At 42.9% G+C, this 17,032-nt stretch carries 19 protein-coding genes and 1 pseudogene; 17 read left to right on the top strand and 3 right to left on the bottom strand.

Translation table 11 applies throughout. The features are described from left to right. Nucleotides 1-2: 2 nt before the first annotated feature. The 13 genes and pseudogenes from NST45_RS15515 to NST45_RS15455 all read left to right on the top strand — a co-directional run. Nucleotides 3-608, top strand: a pseudogene (locus tag NST45_RS15515) (4'-phosphopantetheinyl transferase superfamily protein); the annotation flags it as partial. A 377-nt stretch (nucleotides 609-985) separates the two neighbouring features. Continuing rightward, nucleotides 986-1,813: a hypothetical protein gene (locus tag NST45_RS15510; protein WP_051491424.1), complete on the top strand. Its 828-nt coding sequence runs from the start codon at nucleotides 986-988 to the stop codon at nucleotides 1,811-1,813. A gap of 348 nt (nucleotides 1,814-2,161) precedes the next feature. Beyond that, on the top strand, nucleotides 2,162-2,584 hold the full coding sequence (locus tag NST45_RS15505) for an Rrf2 family transcriptional regulator (RefSeq protein ID WP_036685950.1): 423 nt from the start codon (nucleotides 2,162-2,164) through the stop codon (nucleotides 2,582-2,584). Nucleotides 2,585-2,759: 175 nt separating this feature from the next. Next, nucleotides 2,760-3,284: a hypothetical protein gene (locus NST45_RS15500; protein WP_036685952.1), complete on the top strand. Its 525-nt coding sequence runs from the start codon at nucleotides 2,760-2,762 to the stop codon at nucleotides 3,282-3,284. Nucleotides 3,285-3,882: 598 nt separating this feature from the next. Next, nucleotides 3,883-4,617 (top strand): metallophosphoesterase family protein, encoded by a 735-nt coding sequence (locus NST45_RS15495; protein ID WP_076212743.1) that lies wholly within the window; start codon nucleotides 3,883-3,885, stop codon nucleotides 4,615-4,617. 81 nt (nucleotides 4,618-4,698) lie between these two features. Next, the gene (locus tag NST45_RS15490; protein WP_051491425.1) at nucleotides 4,699-5,301 is read left to right on the top strand and encodes a GNAT family protein; all 603 of its coding nucleotides are present in this window, start codon (nucleotides 4,699-4,701) and stop codon (nucleotides 5,299-5,301) included. Between the two features lie 5 nt (nucleotides 5,302-5,306). Beyond that, a complete protein-coding gene (locus NST45_RS15485) occupies nucleotides 5,307-6,065 on the top strand; it encodes a peptidase E (protein ID WP_141240364.1) in 759 nt (252 codons plus the stop codon). After that, entirely contained in the window at nucleotides 6,062-6,613 is a 552-nt protein-coding gene (locus NST45_RS15480; protein WP_036685956.1) for a GNAT family N-acetyltransferase, read from the top strand. Before NST45_RS15485 ends, NST45_RS15480 begins: the two co-directional genes overlap by 4 nt. A 36-nt stretch (nucleotides 6,614-6,649) precedes the next feature. Next, the gene (locus NST45_RS15475; RefSeq protein WP_076100670.1) at nucleotides 6,650-6,994 is read left to right on the top strand and encodes a protein tyrosine phosphatase; all 345 of its coding nucleotides are present in this window, start codon (nucleotides 6,650-6,652) and stop codon (nucleotides 6,992-6,994) included. After that, nucleotides 6,984-7,496, top strand: coding sequence for an N-acetyltransferase (locus NST45_RS15470; protein WP_036685959.1), 513 nt, complete (start codon nucleotides 6,984-6,986; stop codon nucleotides 7,494-7,496). The genes NST45_RS15475 and NST45_RS15470 overlap by 11 nt, the downstream gene beginning before the upstream one ends. Nucleotides 7,497-7,650: 154 nt before the next feature. Further along, nucleotides 7,651-8,517, top strand: coding sequence for a VOC family protein (locus NST45_RS15465; protein WP_339279694.1), 867 nt, complete (start codon nucleotides 7,651-7,653; stop codon nucleotides 8,515-8,517). Between the two features lie 82 nt (nucleotides 8,518-8,599). After that, nucleotides 8,600-9,478: a beta-1,6-N-acetylglucosaminyltransferase gene (locus NST45_RS15460; protein WP_036686534.1), complete on the top strand. Its 879-nt coding sequence runs from the start codon at nucleotides 8,600-8,602 to the stop codon at nucleotides 9,476-9,478. 18 nt (nucleotides 9,479-9,496) lie between these two features. Beyond that, the gene (locus NST45_RS15455) at nucleotides 9,497-10,132 is read left to right on the top strand and encodes an NAD(P)-dependent oxidoreductase (RefSeq protein WP_036685963.1); all 636 of its coding nucleotides are present in this window, start codon (nucleotides 9,497-9,499) and stop codon (nucleotides 10,130-10,132) included. A gap of 77 nt (nucleotides 10,133-10,209) precedes the next feature. On the opposite strand, the gene NST45_RS15450 is transcribed toward NST45_RS15455, so the two are convergent. Then, nucleotides 10,210-10,971, bottom strand: a complete 762-nt coding sequence (locus NST45_RS15450) for an MBL fold metallo-hydrolase (protein WP_339279695.1) — start codon at nucleotides 10,969-10,971, stop codon at nucleotides 10,210-10,212. A gap of 250 nt (nucleotides 10,972-11,221) precedes the next feature. Here NST45_RS15450 and NST45_RS15445 point away from each other — a divergent pair, with 250 nt between their 5' ends. The 4 genes from NST45_RS15445 (at nucleotide 11,222) to NST45_RS15430 (ending at nucleotide 15,650) form a co-directional block, all read left to right on the top strand. Continuing rightward, complete coding sequence (locus NST45_RS15445) at nucleotides 11,222-13,240, top strand: Na+/H+ antiporter (protein ID WP_036685967.1); 2,019 nt, start codon at nucleotides 11,222-11,224, stop codon at nucleotides 13,238-13,240. 2 nt (nucleotides 13,241-13,242) lie between these two features. Next, the gene (locus NST45_RS15440; RefSeq protein ID WP_244886468.1) at nucleotides 13,243-13,773 is read left to right on the top strand and encodes a GNAT family N-acetyltransferase; all 531 of its coding nucleotides are present in this window, start codon (nucleotides 13,243-13,245) and stop codon (nucleotides 13,771-13,773) included. After that, the gene (locus NST45_RS15435) at nucleotides 13,770-14,231 is read left to right on the top strand and encodes a DIP1984 family protein (RefSeq protein WP_038570144.1); all 462 of its coding nucleotides are present in this window, start codon (nucleotides 13,770-13,772) and stop codon (nucleotides 14,229-14,231) included. The genes NST45_RS15440 and NST45_RS15435 overlap by 4 nt, the downstream gene beginning before the upstream one ends. A gap of 534 nt (nucleotides 14,232-14,765) precedes the next feature. After that, nucleotides 14,766-15,650 (top strand): DegV family protein, encoded by an 885-nt coding sequence (locus NST45_RS15430; RefSeq protein ID WP_076105516.1) that lies wholly within the window; start codon nucleotides 14,766-14,768, stop codon nucleotides 15,648-15,650. Nucleotides 15,651-15,763: 113 nt separating this feature from the next. On the opposite strand, the gene NST45_RS15425 is transcribed toward NST45_RS15430, so the two are convergent. Together NST45_RS15425 and NST45_RS15420 are read right to left on the bottom strand one after the other, a co-directional pair. After that, a complete protein-coding gene (locus tag NST45_RS15425; RefSeq protein ID WP_036685970.1) occupies nucleotides 15,764-16,192 on the bottom strand; it encodes a threonine/serine exporter family protein in 429 nt (142 codons plus the stop codon). 28 nt (nucleotides 16,193-16,220) lie between these two features. Then, nucleotides 16,221-16,985 (bottom strand): threonine/serine exporter family protein, encoded by a 765-nt coding sequence (locus NST45_RS15420; RefSeq protein WP_051491428.1) that lies wholly within the window; start codon nucleotides 16,983-16,985, stop codon nucleotides 16,221-16,223. Between the last annotated feature and the right edge of the window lie 47 nt (nucleotides 16,986-17,032).

The raw sequence follows: 17,032 nt of genomic DNA, 5'->3' as shown, positions 1-17,032 counted from the left end.
CGATGGAGATTTTCGGGGTGAAGGTGGCTGAGCTAATATCTGAACCTGCGTTAGAAACATTAATGTGGCGCATCCCCCAACAAAAGAGAGAGCGGCTTAAACGCTTTAAAAGAGTGGAAGCGTTGCAGCATTCTCTTATTGCTGAATTGCTGGTTCGTGTAAGCTTAAATAAACGGTTAAAAGTGAACAACCGCGATATCGAGTTTGTTACAAATGTCTACGGAAAACCCTCCCTAAAAAAAAGGGGGGGTACTGTAGAGTTTAACATTTCGCATTCAGGAGAATGGGTGGTTTGCGCATTGGATGAATTGCCGATCGGTATTGACATTGAGCAGATTCAGCAAGCCGATCTTAATATTGCTAAGCGTTTTTTTTCGCAAGATGAATATGTCCAATTGACGGAATGTGAAGAGATGGGCCGGATGAGTCTGTTCTTTGACCTTTGGACACTTAAAGAAAGCTATATCAAAGCGATAGGGAAGGGATTATCTCTTCCATTGAACTCGTTTTCGTTTCGTTTAAACAACGGAATTCAATTGGAGAACCATGACGCAATCGGATTGTATCACTTTAAGCAGTATCATATTGATGAGAAATATAAATTAGCCGTATGTGCGCAAAACCCCTTATTTCCCGGGGAGGTTTCAGTGGTAAACCAATGCCAATTTCACCAGGATTGCATGCAACTATTGGATGCTTTTTAACGATCTAAGCCTAGGTGATATTGAACTTGTTACAGAGAAGCGGCTTATCTACAGATAAGTTGCTTTTTGTCTTGCACGTTTTCGCTTTATCTAGATTTGAAGTTTTCTGCCAAGGTGTTAATATTCCCTCATCGGTTATATGCATAAGCCATTGATGTGATGTAAAATGTCCATGAGTGATTAATGCTGGAGATTTGATCAAATATTGATGGAACAGGAAACTCGCATACGCGATGCAAGGAATCGTTCGAATCTGAAGATAACTATCGGAGGGACCAGAGATGGCTGAGCAAAAGATGATTGAAGTGCCGTTTCAGCAATGGGTAAACGATAAGGAGCTGTGGGTACAGCTTAATGATTTGATGATGCAGGAGAGTAAACTCCCAGGACCACGAGTGAATTTGGAGCTCTCAGACCATTTCGCCAAACAATTCGCGCATCCTAATCTAACAGATACAGGCTGGGAGCTGCTCGTCTCTTGGACTAATATTACTGAAGCTGAAGCTGGGGTGAATGATCCCCGTGAGTTTCTGCCGTTTTGTGCGATTAGGGCGTTCGGTGCTTATTACAGTTACGGTGGAGAAGAGCAGCAAGTAGTGATTCAAAACATCATTAAGACAGCTATGAATGACTCGCGATGGAGGGTACGTGAAGCATCTGCTATGGCGCTGCAAAGTATAGGGGAGGATGATTTCACCCTACTTAGACAGCTGATCGACATGTGGGAGAAAGGTGCGAACAGGCTTGAACAACGGGCTTTTGTAGCGGCATTAGCGCATCCTCCTCTTTTAAAAAAGAAAGAAAATACGCTATATTGTCTTCAGTTGGCTGCCCGAATCATGGAGAGTATAGATGGTGGGGGAGCGCAACATGAGGACGCTGAGCATTTTCGTGTATTATCTAAGGGACTTGAATACAGCTTGAGTGTATTTGTGGCGAATGAGCCTGAAGAAGGCTTTGTTATGCTGGAGAGATTTGCAAAGAGCCGAGATGCCCGAATCATTAAGATTGTGAAGAGTAATCTTGGCAAATCGCGTCTGAGTAAAAAATATGCTGCCCAGGTGGCTGAGATTCTAAAGGAATTCGATCACATAGGAAAAGATACTTAGGATACGAGTGCCATTTGGCAGTTGTATTTAATCATTTTTTTGTTTTTACTTATATTAGACTTAACAATTAAAGAAACAAAGAGAATTAATATAATCAAAGAAAACCATTCTATGGATTGTTCGAATATTAAACTGTAAGTTATATTAATAAATTCAAAGACAACTGTTATTATTAAAAATATTGCCCAGCGATCTTTTTTCATGAAAATATACCATCCTAATCTATATGGAGAATATTGATAGATTTTAAGTTGTTCATATCCTCAAAAGTTTGACAAACGCATGAAATGTAACTATTATAGTTGCATCTGAATGATGTTTTGCAGCAAGGCAGAAGGAGAGATTTCTATGAATATTAGCACCCGATTTGCGGTAGCCATTCATATATTAACGTTGATTGACAGCAATAAAGAAGGCAAAAGCACTTCGGAGTGGATAGCTGGTAGCGTAAACACAAACCCTGTAGTTATCCGTCGGCTTACGAGTATGCTGCAAAAAGCAGGACTAGTAAATGCCCGCCCCGGAGTCGCAGGCGCTTCGCTTACACGTAGCGCATCCGAGATTACGCTGCTGGAGATTTATAAGGCAGTTAATGCGGTGGAAGAGGACTCGTTGTTTTCTGTCCATGAGCATCCTAATCCCGATTGTCCTGTTGGTAAGAATATAGCCAGTGCAATTGTACCTGTGTTCTCACTCGCCCAAAAAGCAATGGAGAATGTTCTCCAGGAGGTTACATTGGAGCAGATTGTGAATGAAATGCCTGAATTATGATTACTCCATATCATAGCTTAGAAGGAAGGCCAGAACATGTGAAAACGTGATTCTGGTCTTTTTTTGCTTAATTAGGTTTATGGACAAAGAAGGGAAGTAAGAGGGAATATAGAATCTGTATTTAGAAGCCGGATTAAAGATAATATACATACATACATTGAGGGAGAGCTAAAGAATGTTAAAGAAATTACTGCCTATACTACTAATTATGGTAATGATTACCGGATGTAATGAATCAAGGGATACCACTAAATACGAGGATGCGAATTTTGGAATCACCTTTAACTATCCGGATCATTGGGTTGTAACTGAGAAGTATGGAGCGCCATTATGGTTGATAGTCTCTACGACTGATTATAAACCTGCTGAGGGACTTAAAGGTCCAGGAGTAATGCTCTTTGGATTTAAGCCTAAGGATATGGAGCTTGTCAACAAATGGCTCGGGGATGCCCAAACGAATTACAACAACGGGGCGGAGCTGACAAAAAGTAAAGCTAGTTTAGGCGAGTTAGAGTCCATAAAGTACGAAACTGAAGTATTCGAAGAGGAAGGGAGTAAAGGGAAAGCTATCTATTACGTTATTGAGGAACCGGAAATGTCATTTATGGTGCAGTTCCCTTACAGTGTGGATGAAGTACATAAAGAAGACATGAAGAGGATAGAGGATATTTTACAATCCATAAAGTTTACAAAAGATTAAGTGGGACTAGAACAAGATAGCTGAAATGGTGAAATGTACGGTATAAATGCCGTTGAAATGTGCGGAAGTGGCTGGACTCGTGAAATGTACGGTATAAATGCCGTTGAAATGGGCTGAAGTAGCTGGAATGGTGGAATGTACGGTATAAATGCCGTAGAAATGGGCTGAAGTGGCTGGAATGGTGGAATGTACGGTATAAATGCCTTAGAAATGGGCTGAAGTAGCTGAAATGGTGAAATGTACGGTATAAATGCCGTTGAAATGTGCGGAAGTAGCTGAAATGGTGAAATGTACGGTATAAATGCCGTAGAAATGGGCTGAAGTTGCTGGAATGGTGGAATGTACGGTATAAATGCCGTTAAAATGGGCTGAAGTGGCTGGAATGGTGGAATGTACGGTATAAATGCCGCAGAAATGGGCTGAAGTGGCTGGAATGATGAAATGTACGGTATAAATGCCTCAGATTTGGCTGAAATCATCCAAAGTAGCAAAATGAGAAGCAAAAAAGCCCTATAAATGAGCCACAGTCGCTGATGCAGTACAATTAGAATTAGGATAAGTAACTTTTTTAAAGATCAATATATACGGAGGTTCTACAGTGGAGCAAATTGCAATAATCTCAGACATTCATGGAAATATACCGGCCCTTACGGCCGTTTTAGATGACATCCAGCAGCGGGGAATCAGCAGAGTCTTTTGTTTAGGCGATATTGTTGGAAAAGGACCGAACTCAGATCTAGCCGTTGATATCATAAAAAAGAATTGTGAAATCAGTGTTATGGGGAACTGGGATGATTTAATGAATCAGGATGTTGATTTTGAGATGGCTCGGTGGTGCCGCGGGTTATTAGGTCAAGAACGTCTTGATTATTTAAGCACGTTGCCGTTTTCGATTGAGTTTATGATAAGTGGTAAATTTGTGCGATTATTTCATGCTTCGCCACGAAGCCTGTATGAACGTGTTCAACCTTGGGATGATTATGAAAAGCGATTATCTTTGTTTGATTATTCTGATCTCTGCCAGGAGAAACGACAAGCGGATATCGTAGGTTACGGGGATATTCATAATGCTTTTATTCAACATTTAGAAGGCAAGACTTTATTTAATGTAGGCAGTGTGGGGAATCCGCTTGATTTAACCCAGGCATCTTATGTGATTATGGAGGGAGAATACATGGGAGGGTCAGCAGCTCCTTTAAATATGCAATTTGTAAGAGTGCCTTATGACATCGAGTTAGCCGTTCAACAGGCCGTTGAGGCAGATATGCCAGCTACAGAGCCTTATATTCGTGAGCTTAGAACCGCGCAGTACAGGGGAAGTGTCCGGGGATAATAAAGGAAAGGATAATAAAGGAAACAAAAAATCAAACTGCAACCTTAATCCAAGCCATCAAAAAGTAATGGAGGGAACAAATTGAAGCTTAGTCACGTATTTGAGCAATTCCCTACTTTGGAATCCGAGCAATTATTACTGAAAAAGATTGAAGTCAGCAACCTTAATGAGGTATTTGGGATATATAGCAATGATCAAGTGTTTGAGTACTGTGGGATTATTCCGAAACATAATAAAGATACAGTCAAGAATATGATCGGTCATTTCGAACGTGATTTTACCAAAGGGGTGAGAGTGAAATGGGGGATTTTCCTCAAAAATAACCCTTACATACTGCTAGGTATCATCGAAGTTATGGATTTTAATCAAAAGGTGGATATGGTGACGATCGGTTACTTTTTGGCGGAACCTTATTGGGGCAAAGGGATTGCAGCTCAGGCCATTCAGTTAGTGGTGAAATATTTATTTGAGACTGCAGAAGTCAATCGAATTCAAGCTGAGGTTATGCCCTTTAATGAACGATCGAAGCGGGTGCTTTTGAAAAATGGCTTTACGAAAGAAGGCACGTTAAGGCAGGCGCATGTATGGTCAGGTAAAGGGCTGGTGGATCTGGAGATTTACAGCATTTTGGCAGAGGAATATTTTGCAAGCATCGGTAAGCCAAGAGTAAGCAATAGGATGTAATCCTAGTGAAAGAAGGGGAAAACATGGGCACTATCGTAGTTATTGGCGGGGGAGAGTTAATCGAGCTTGAAACGCTGGAAATTGATCGTGAAGTTGTGCAGCTAACTCAAAAGGCTAAGCCGAAGGCGTTATTTATTCCAACAGCCAGTAGTGATGCGCCGGGGTATTGTGATACTTTTAGCAAAGTATATGGCGATATTCTCGGATGTGAAACAAGTCACTTATTGCTTGTGAGCCAAACCTACACTCAGGATGAGATTACAGATTTAATTACAGCTGCTGATTTGATTTATGTTGGTGGAGGCAATACCCGAAAGATGCTGGAGATTTGGAAAAATACAGGGGTAGATACGCTTTTGAAAGAAGCTTATTCCTCTGGAACCGTATTGGCCGGGCTTAGCGCAGGTTCCATCTGTTGGTTTGAATATGGGCATAGTGACTCTGAAGCGTTCGACGACCAGGGTGAATGGCAGTATATCAAGCTTGCAGCCATGGGGATTCTGCCGGGCATTCATTGTCCGCATTATAATGAGGATATTCGGGTTGAAGATTTTACACGCATGGTTAAAGGTGGAGGTCTGCCGGGAATCGCGGTGGATAACAATTGTGCAATCATCTATAAAGATAATGAATATAAAGTGATGTCGACCAGAGAAGTAGCTAAAGCCTACCGTGTGATTGACTCCGAGCAAGGTGTTGTCGTAACGGAAATAGAAGAACATCCAAGCTACAGACCTCTTTATGAACTGTATGGCGCGTTATGATTATTTTTGAAAAGCAAGAGATCAGACTGAGAACACTTGAGTTAAACGATGCCGCATTACTTGTAAAATGGCTCTCAGATCCCGTTGTACTGGAGTTCTATGAAGGCCGTGATCGCCCGCATGATTTGGAGCTGGTGAGGGAGCATTTTTACGACGAGCAAGCAGAAGTCACGCGGTGTATAGTGCAATACAAGGAGCGGGATATAGGTTATCTCCAGTTCTATCTTATAGATGATGAAGAATTAGAAGTGTACGGCTACGTGGGATTCAAAGGTCAAATCTTTGGGATGGACCAGTTCATTGGCGAGCCTGTTTTATGGAATCAAGGAATTGGTTCACGGCTCATTAAAGAAACGGTTAAGTATCTTATCGAAATAAAACAAGCGGACAAAATTGTCATGGACCCGCAAGCCTGGAATAAGAGAGCCCTTAGAGTATATGAGAAGATTGGCTTTGTGAAGAAGAAATACCTTGAACAGCACGAGCAACATGAAGGAGAGCTAAGAGATTGTTGGTTGATTGAATACACGAAGCAGGCGAGACAATAAATATCTTTTTAACAATCGGATAAGGAAGGTGCACTTATTAAACTACTGTTTGTCTGCAGCCAGAATCGCTGGCGGAGTCTAACTGCGGAGAAGATCTTTCAAGGAATTGATGGTCATGAAGTGAGATCTGCAGGGACTGAAGATCATGCCAGAATCAAAATTTCTGAAGGGCATTTGGGTTGGGCGGATGTGATTTTTGTGATGGAGAAGAAACATGTTCGAAGAATTCAAGATAAATTTAGAGGTTGTGTAATTGGCAAAAAAATAATTTGCCTGAACATAGCTGATGACTATAAGTATATGGATGAAGATTTGATCGGCCTTCTGGAATCCAGTGTATCCGAATATTTTCTGGAATGGAGCAACAAAAATGAGAATTAGAACAGAAACTGTGGCAGACTATAATGGAGTATTTCAAGTGAATGTTAAGGCTTTTGGTGATCGGGAAGATGAAGCGCGGTTGGTCGAAAACATTAGAAATTCGCAGGGGTTTATCCCGGAGCTCTCGATTGTAGCGGAAAAGGATAATGAGATTGTAGGACATCTACTGTTAAGTAAGGCTGTAGTTCAAGATGGGGAGAAGTTATCTGATGTGATTGCGTTAGCCCCATTAGCTGTTCTGCCGAACGTTCAGAAGCAAGGAATCGGCAAGGCGCTGATCCAAGAAGGGTTAGAAAGATGTAGAACGCTTGGATATGAGCTTGTTTTTTTGATCGGGCATCCCGAATATTACCCAAGATTCGGATTTCAACCCGCAGGGCCACATGGGCTCGAGTTGAAGCAGTTTGAGGTACCGGAGAGAGTCTTTATGGTCTGTGAGCTGAAGGAAGGCGTACTGCAGAGGATTAAGGGAGAGTTGAAATACCCGGAAACCTTTTTTTGAATTACTTCTTATATGTTCTTGTGAATCATGTTTGGCTGTGAACCAGTCGACATGATTTTTTTATAGGTAATTGACAAACATATAGAAGGTAACTATACTAAAGATAGTTAATTTGTAACTATAACAGTTACAGCGCGATTAGGAGGAATTTATAATGAAGACTAAAACAATACTTCAACCAGACACTCAGATCGGTCTGGTGCAGATTAGAGTAAGTAATTTGGAGCGTTCGCTCACCTTTTATCAGAATGTTGTGGGATTAAGCGTTTTACGGCAGACTGGCCGCAAAGTTGAAATGACCGCTGACGGTCAGAATGTGTTATTGATTTTGCGGGAGATTGAAAATGCGCGGGTGATCCGTCCTAATTCTGTGGCTGGGTTGTATCATTTTGCTATCCTTGTTCCAGATCGTCCTAGCCTTGGATTGGTTGTGCGTAATTTGATCTCTTCGGGGATTGAGGTGGGGCAGGGCGATCATCTGGTCAGTGAAGCACTGTATATTCAGGATCCAGATAATAATGGGATTGAAATTTATCGAGATCGACCTAAGAGTGAATGGAAATATGATGCGGAAGGGCATGTAATGATGTCCACTGATCCAGTGGATGTAGATGGACTACTGGCTGCTTCTGAAGGTTTATCATGGAACGGGCTGCCAGCAGGAACAGTGATTGGGCATGTACACTTTCATGTGGGGAATTTAAATAAGGCGAAAGCCTTCTACGTCGATTTGCTTGGTTTTGAACTAACAGCCAATTATGGAAGTGCTGCTATGTTTATCTCTGCTGGTGGCTATCATCACCATATCGGGCTGAATGTTTGGGCCGGACAGGGTGCACCTGCGGCTCCAGCTGATACTGTAGGGATTGATTATTTCACATTAATTCTTGCGAATGAAGAGGAACGTAACGCTGTGGTGGAGCGAGTTCGGCAGGCTGGTTACGCAGTTACAGAAGAGAATGGAAATCCTACATTCCAAGATCCATGGAACATTGGAATCAGACTTGTTTTAGAAAGATAAATCTATATCCATTTTCGTCCATTTATTTTATAATATTGGAAATAGGTGGGCGGAAGGGTGAAGTTTGTTGGAAGCATTCAAAATGGCGTATATAATTCTCTGTCATAAAAATCCGGAGCAGATCAATATGCTAATCGATAGTTTAACTAACGAGTCCGTAGAGTTTTTCCTGCATGTCGATCAGAAAAGTAATATTGAGGCTGATATTATTCATCGTAACGATATTCATTTTGTGGAAAAGCCTATTGATGTACAGTGGGGGCATTACAGTCAAATTGAATGTATTTTGAAGTGCTTTTCGCTGATCAAAGAACATGGGGATTTCAATTATATTCACATCTTAAGCGGTCAGGATCTGCCTCTAGCTTCAAATGAAGTGATTCTAGATTTCTTTAAGATGAATGAGGGTAAGGAATTTGTGAAGTATTTGCAGCTGCCTAATGCAGCGGAAACTTGGGGATGTTACGAGCGGGTCTCAGTTTATTATCCTAGGTTCCTCATCTCAAGGACCCGGCGTATGACAGCGATCAGAATGAGGTACATTAAACTAATTATGAGCGTTCCGTTTCTGCAAAGAAAATTAGGCGCTTTGCCGAAAGGTTTATATAAAGGCTCGAACTGGATGTCAATTACAGGTGAATGTATGGAATACATCTTGGATTTTACAAAAAGCTCTCCGGAATACGTCAGATTTTTTAGGAACACTTTATGTGGAGATGAAATCTTTTTCCATACGATAATTTTGAATAGCGTTTATAAGATGCATGTACTGAATGAAATTAAGCGGTATACAGATTGGGAAACAGGACCGGATTATCCTAGAACACTAACGATAGAAGACTATGATCGGATCACTCAACGGGGCACGGAATGCTTTTGGGGGAGAAAATTTGATCTCGATATCGATAGAACCATCGTTCAGGAGCTTCTTGATATAAATACTAAAGCGAAAACATCGTAAACTCAGGAGGACAATCATATGAAAATCGCAGTTGTTGGAGCAAGTGGAAAAGCTGGAAGTCGAATTACGCAGGAAGCGTTGGATAGAGGTCATGAAGTTACAGCGATTGTACGGGATGCATCTAAAGTAACAAATAGGAAAGCGAATGTCATCGAAAAGGATGTATTTGCGCTTACCACTGAAGATTTGCAGGGGTTCGACGTGGTTGTGAATGCTTTTGGTGCGCCGTTTGGACAAGAACATCTGCATGTGGATGCCGGGAATGTGCTTATTGAAGCTTTGAAGGCTTCGCCCGATACAAGATTGATTGTAGTTGGCGGTGCAGGAAGTCTTTATGTAGATGAAGCCAAAACGCTTAAAGTAGCGGATACGAATGACTTTCCTGACTTCATTAAGCCAACAGCGACGAATCAAGCTAAGAATTTGGAGATACTACAAGGAACAGATTCACTCTCTTGGACCTTTGTTAGTCCATCTGCTAATTTTGCCATTGGCACAAGAACGGGCTCTTATGTAAAAGGTAAGGATAATCTTCTGGTGAACTCCAAAGGCGAGAGTTATGTCAGCTACGAAGACTATGCCGTTGCTATTGTTGATGAAATCGAACAGCCGCAGCATATTCGTGAACGGTTTACGGTGGGTTCAGAGTCTTAAGTGATAATTAAGAATAGCGATCATATATGAAAAAAGAAGACAGAGCCGGATTTCAGGCTCTGTCTTCTTTTGTACAATTACAGCTTTCCTTTTCCTTCTGCTAGTTCAGCAATACGTCTGTTTGCATCTCCGCGGTAGCGTCCGCCGTGATAACAAATGACCGTATCGATCTCATACTCAGAGAACTTGGTCAGAGAGGACAAAGCCAGCTCCATGTCAGGTGTGGCGGAAGGAGTGGGACCCTGTAGCTCGCCATTCTGAACGGTCAAGGCATCGGCAGCAATAAGTGTACGGCTATCATGATGGTAAAGACTGAGATGCCCTGGGCTATGGCCTGGGGTATGGATCACCGTAATTCCACCGGCAAAAGGTAACTTTTCTCCATCCACAAGCGTTTGATCCACTTTTCCTTTAGGAGGATGGGCTAATACAGAGAGGAAGGCACGCCGCCACTCCTCAGGTACATGAGCTGGGATCATAGCCGCTGCCGCCGCTAATGCTTCGGGAGTGTGCTTAAGGAGCATTCGCTCTCCTTGAATATAGGGCTGCTCAATTTCATGAGCCAGAACAGTAAGCTCTAGATCTTCATCAGCCAATAGGGCAGGGAGGCAACCGATATGGTCTAAATCCTGATGCGTGATAATAAGGGTGCGGAGCTTCTGCCAAGGCACATCCGCTTCTTTTAGAGCCTCTTTGAAATTAGAGAGCAGACCCGGGAATCCGGTATCGACGAGTACGGCGGCATGTCCATCCCAGAGTAGCGTGGGGTAAATCGTGTCTTTTCCACCCATAACCTGCGCTGTAATCTCGAGCATTTCTATTCCTTGAGCAATGTACATAATATCCCTCCGTGATTGATAATAAGAGCGACGCCGTGAGGCTAATGCATATATTACTCAAAACTAGAAACGAACACAATGGGTAAATATTTTATTATAACACAAATAAATATTTATGTCAATATATATCTGATGGAATTTTTGTGGAATTTGTAGGGGATTTTATTATTGAGAATCTTTTGCTAGATTTTGCCCTTGCCTAAAGCTTTGCGATATAATAATCAAATAAAAAAAAGGGAGTTGATGTGGTTTGGAGACATTTCTAGTTGTACTCGTCCTACTTGGGCTTATCGCAATATCCAACATCATAAACCGATTCATTCCCTTCGTGCCGATACCCTTAATACAAATTGGCTTGGGTGTAGTGGTCGTACTATTGCCTTTGGGAATACATATGTCACTGGAGCCAGAGTTGTTTTTCGTGTTATTTATTGCGCCGCTTTTGTTCAATGACGGAAAGCGAACACCAAGAAATGAGTTATGGAACCTGCGTGCTCCAATCTTAATGCTGGCACTAGGCTTGGTATTTGCTACAGTGCTTATCGCTGGATATTCCATTAACTGGATGATCCCCACCATTCCACTCGCAGCTGCTTTTGCGCTGGCAGCGATCTTATCGCCGACAGATGCTGTGGCGGTAAGCGCAATCGCTGGGAGAGTACATCTTCCCAAGAGTATTCATCGTATTCTAGAGGGTGAATCATTGATGAATGATGCCTCTGGTCTTGTTGCGTTTAACTTTGCTATTGCAGCAGCTGTTACAGGCATATTTTCTTTGCCGAAAGCCTCCATTAGCTTTGTGATTATTGCTCTAGGTGGACTAATTGTCGGAGCAATACTCGCGTTCCTCCTGATTCGGTTCAGCGTATTTATTCGCAGACTGGGGATGGAGGACATCACAGTGCATGTGCTGCTGCAAATCCTGACTCCTTTCATTGTGTATCTGATTAGTGAAGAAATAGGGGTATCCGGTATTTTAGCTGTGGTTGCAGCAGGCATAATTCATGCTGTCGAGAAGGACCGTGCAGTTTCGCCACAGTATAAGCTACAGCTGGTGTCCGCCAGCACATGGTCTGTGCTGCTCTACATCTTGAATGGCTTGGTCTTCCTTATTCTCGGGTTGTCGATTCCAGATGTTATTGAAGTGATCTACCGGGATACAGCTGTGGACAATCTTATGGTGATTGGTTATGTATTAGCGATAACGTTGCTGCTTTTTGTGCTGCGTTTTATATGGGTGTATGTGTTCTCCCTGGCTGGCGCCGGCCTGCAAAAAATGGAAAAGTCGTCTATTAAGTCTATGCTAATCCTGACAATTTCAGGAGTGCGAGGCGCGGTTACTTTAGCCGGTGCCTTCTCGATTCCTTTTGTGTTAGGGGATGGCTCACCTTTTCCTGAACGTGATCTAATTATCTTTATCGCTGCGGGTGTGATTCTGATGTCACTGCTGATCGCTAGTATCTTTTTACCAATTCTCGCAGGTAAAGAAGAGCCGGTTGCTGAACCGGGTGATACTGAGGTTGAGCAGGCGGCCAAATCTAAGGTTGTTGCCGCCGGGATAACCTTGCTTCAAAGTATGATGACAGAAGAGAGCAAGGAATCTGCATTGCCAGCTTTGAGTGAGTTTAAAGAAAAAGTTTATAGTCTTAACCGCGAAGATCAGGCGAATGACCCCGCATTGGAGAACTTCCGCCGACTTGGGGTTGAAGCAAGGATTGTGGGTCTGCATGCCGAACGCAAAGAGCTGAGCCAATTGCTGGCCAACAATGAGATTCCTGCCTCAGTGGCGCTGAAGATGGAAGAATTCTTGGATCATAGTGAAGTCTTTCTAGCCAGAAGTCTAAACTCTCAGATCAGAATCTCCATTACAGAGATTAGACGGCTGTTTGCGGGGATGTTCTCTGGCCAGAATGAAGGGGAAGCTAGTCAACTGATGCTGCAACAGGCTGAGTGTGCCAGAAAAGCTAAGATCTCTATGTCCCATGCAGCGATTGCTGCTATTAATGCAAGTAAGAATGAGAACAACCGTAAAGCAGCTGAGAAGGTCGCAGACAGTTACGAGAAGCTGATCTCACGCCTCCAGCAGGGACAAGGCTGGACTAAAGATGGTCTTGTTGATGATCAAAAGCTGGAATTGAAACTGAAAGCTATTCAGGAGCAACGGGATAAGGTCCAGCAAATGTACCAGGATGGAACCATTAACCGCAAGCTAGCCGGTAAATTACGCAAGTTCGTCGATCATTTGGAAACATCCATTTGGGAGGATTAGCTGTGTTGAACAAAGTAATGGGAGAAAGTTTGTTATTCACTGAAATTCGCGAAGAGCATCTGTCGGATGTACTCGATATTTATAACTATTACGTGCTGAACACTACGGTTTCTTTTCATACCGAGCCTTTAAGTTTGGACGAAATGCGGCAATCAGTGATGAATGATGATCCGCGGTTCAAATCATACGTTATATTATCCTGGGATAATGTTATTCAGGGCTATGTTCTGATTGCTAGACATAAGAGTAAGCCGGCTTATGATAGCTCTGGGGAGATTAGTGTGTATTTGAAACCGGCTTGTGTGGGTAAAAGAATAGGACAGCATGCCTTACGCTTTATTGAAGAGAGAGCTGCCGAACTGGATTTCCATGTGTTAGTAGCTACCGTTTGCGCAGAGAATGAACGCAGTCGCCAGCTTTTCTCAAAGAATGGATATGAACAATGCGCCTACTTCAAGGAGATTGGCTGTAAATTTGGTCGAAGACTGGATATCGCCAGCTATCAGAAAATCTTAGGGGGAACTCAAATATGAAACTTGCGGAAGCATTAGTGAACCGAAGTGATCTTACTCGTAAAATCGCGCAGCTAAAGCAGCGGCTCGATCGGGTCGTTAAGGTGCAGGAAGGGGAAGAACCGGCAGAACAGCCGGAGGCTCTTTTGCGTGAGCTGGAAATAGCTGTTAACGAGCAGACGATTTTGATTCGAGCAATTAATCGAACGAATTCATCTGTGGCCTTCAATGAGAAGTGGAGTATTGCTGATGCCCTAGCCGAACGGGATAAAATGCTTCAGCTGCGGAAGCTTTTTAGCGATTTGCTTGAGCAAGCATCGATCACTCAGGATCGGTACAGCCGCTCTGAGGTTCGTTTCCAGAGAACGGTGGATGTCGCCCAGATTCAGAAGCAGATTGATGAGCTGTCTAAGTCTTATCGGGAGTTGGATTTTAAAATTCAGGAGAAAAACTGGACGGTAGACTTACTTACACCGTAATAAGCTAAGCTTTATCACAGCAGAAGGTAACTGATCTTCATAAAGGCGAGCGCAACCCGCCAACAGGGAAAGTTGGACAAATTGACAGATGCCGGGCCAAATCTGACCAAATCATAACTTAGCCCCGTACTGTAACAACTGTAAAGAGTACCTATTAATGTAACTACCAAGCGCTGATTTATGCAAGAACGGTGAGGGCGGGGACGGGGATATTTTTGCTGTGGTTAGGCTTTTACATAACATGAAGTGGCTCTATTAGGATAGGTATATTCGTCATACATAATGTGAAATAATGTCGAATAAAGTTGAAAAAAGATGAATAAAATTTGCATTATCGTCCTGTTTTGCCTATCTTATCGCTCGTTATCTTGTATAATTTACGAATACGCACGAGGACTTCCTAAACCGCTGGTCTATTCGTATGTTGATTGTACAGGATGAGAGAGTGATTCATTGGCCGAGAAGGTTTAGTGGCCCTTGTCTCTTCAAACATTCTACTATTCCTTTCATGAAAGAGAGAAGTGACAAGTGACCATGAAATCAATTGCCTGGGTAACCGACAGTACATGTACAATCGATCCTGAGTTCGCCAAGAACAACCATGTGTATATTGTTCCTTTACGTCTGATTATTAACAACGAGTGTTATAAAGAAAATATAGATATTACGATCGATGAGTTCTATGAGAAAATGCGTCAGCATGATCAAGTAGGCAGCTCACAGCCGCCAATCGGTGAGTTTATCGAGTTATACGAACGGTTGAAGGAAGAATATGATGAGATTATTGCTGTGCATCTTTCGACAGGGCTTAGCGGAACATACAATGCTTCCATGCAAGGTGCTGAAATAGCGGAAGCTAATGTTATTGGAATTGATTCCAAGGTTGGCGCTTATCCGATTCGGGAAATGATCACGCGAGGTATTCATTGGCACAAGATGGGCTTTACTGCCCTAGAAATTAAAGAAAAGATAGAGAATATCATTCAAAATATGTCCTTCTACTTAATTCCTGCAAGCTTGTCCCAGCTTCACCGTAGTGGGCGTGTTTCTGGTACACAAGTAGTGCTTAGTCAATTATTGCGGATAAATTTGCTGCTGCGTTTTGACGAGGGTAAGGTCATTGTTGTGGAAAAAATCCGTACGATGAAGAAGACGAAGCAGGCGCTGTTAGATATCTTTAAACAGGATGCTGGACTTGTTAGCGATGTGTGCATCATGCATTCCAATAATTTAGAAATGGCGCTGAAGCTAGAAGAAGACATCAAAGAGATGGCACCTGATTTACGTACGGAGATTATGACTTACATTCCTGCCGTGGCTGTTCATGCGGGTGAGGGTACCGTAGGACTTTCTTGGATTAAAAATAACCGGATCAATAGTATTGATTCGGAGGTCGAACCTGTAGCAGTACTTGTGTAGATAGGACAGTAAACAAAGAAATCGCTTCTTGGAAGAGGGACGGATGATCCTCATTATACCAAGAGACGATTTCTTTTTTTTGAATCTATGAGATGACGTTGGTTGTATGAAGATTATGCTTTGCTTGCACGCCGGCGGAACATTTGTCCGATAACTTCACTCAGTACAAGTCCAGCTGCAATTGCGCCAGAGAGCATTAATGCCCGAACAGCGATTTCTACAGCCAGATTATAGTTTTCTTCCACAAATCTGCGCATAGCATCGTAAGCAAGGCCACCCGGAACAAGTGGGATAATGCCGCCTACACTAAAAATAATAACCGGCATTTTGAAGGATCGTGCAAATAACTGGCTGACGATGCCCACCACTACAGTAGCCGCAAACGTAGCAACAACAGGCCCACACTCTACATCAAGGATTACATACACCATCCAGCCTACCATTCCAGCAAAACCACACTGCAGTAGAGCGCGCTTAGGCGCATTAAATAAAATACAGAAGGTTGCCGCGGCGATAAAACTGGTTATAAGTTGCAAAATCATGAAGGGCTAACCTCTTTCACATGGAGAATTAAAATAGTGATAGTACAAGCCCAATGCCTGTACCGATCGCAAAAGCAGTTAGAAAGGCATCGGCTCCTTTGGATATGCCTGAGACCAGATGACCGGCCATCAGATCACGAACGGCATTTGTAATGAGTAGACCGGGTACTAGAGGCATCACGGAGCCGATGATGATTTTGTCCATTTCTTGACCTATACCCAGCTTTACAGAATAGAAGGCTAGAAGTCCGATCAGGAAGGAAGCAGAGAACTCTGCAAAAAATCTAGTCTGCACAAGACGATGCAGGTAGATAACCGCAGCATAACCTAACCCGGAAATCGGCAATGCGGGGAGAGCATCCCACAAGCTGCCTTTAAACATAACGGTGAAGCAAGCGCCGGTAAGTGCCGCAGCTATGATTTGCAGCCATACCGGATACGCATGTGCGGCATCATCGACCTCTCCTAATCGTGTCCGAGCTTCCTCGGCTGTAATCTGACGCTCGTTCAGACGCCGCGAGATATCATTAACCTCCGAGACTTTCTGCAGATCTGTGGTTCGCTCGGCAATCCGATATAACTTAACGGGTTCCGTTCTATTTGTGGTGAACATAATAACGGTTGGCGTCACATAACTGTGTGCCCCTGGAAAACCGAGAGAAGCAGCCATACGTGTCATTGTATCTTCTACTCTGTAGGTTTCTGCACCGTTTTGCAGCATGATCTTGCCAGCAAGAAGACAGAGATCAACGATTTCATAATAGGTAGTGTTAGTGTTGCTCGTGCTTTCCAACTTCTCCGGTCCTCCCCTGGAATGTTACATATCTATGTGTATATACT

Origin of the sequence: Paenibacillus sp. FSL R7-0163, from assembly GCF_037969975.1 — a bacterium.
Lineage (GTDB): Bacteria > Bacillota > Bacilli > Paenibacillales > Paenibacillaceae > Paenibacillus_AQ > Paenibacillus_AQ odorifer.
The sequence above is the reverse complement of the archived record's forward strand: the minus strand, read 5'-3'. Positions and strand labels throughout refer to the sequence as shown.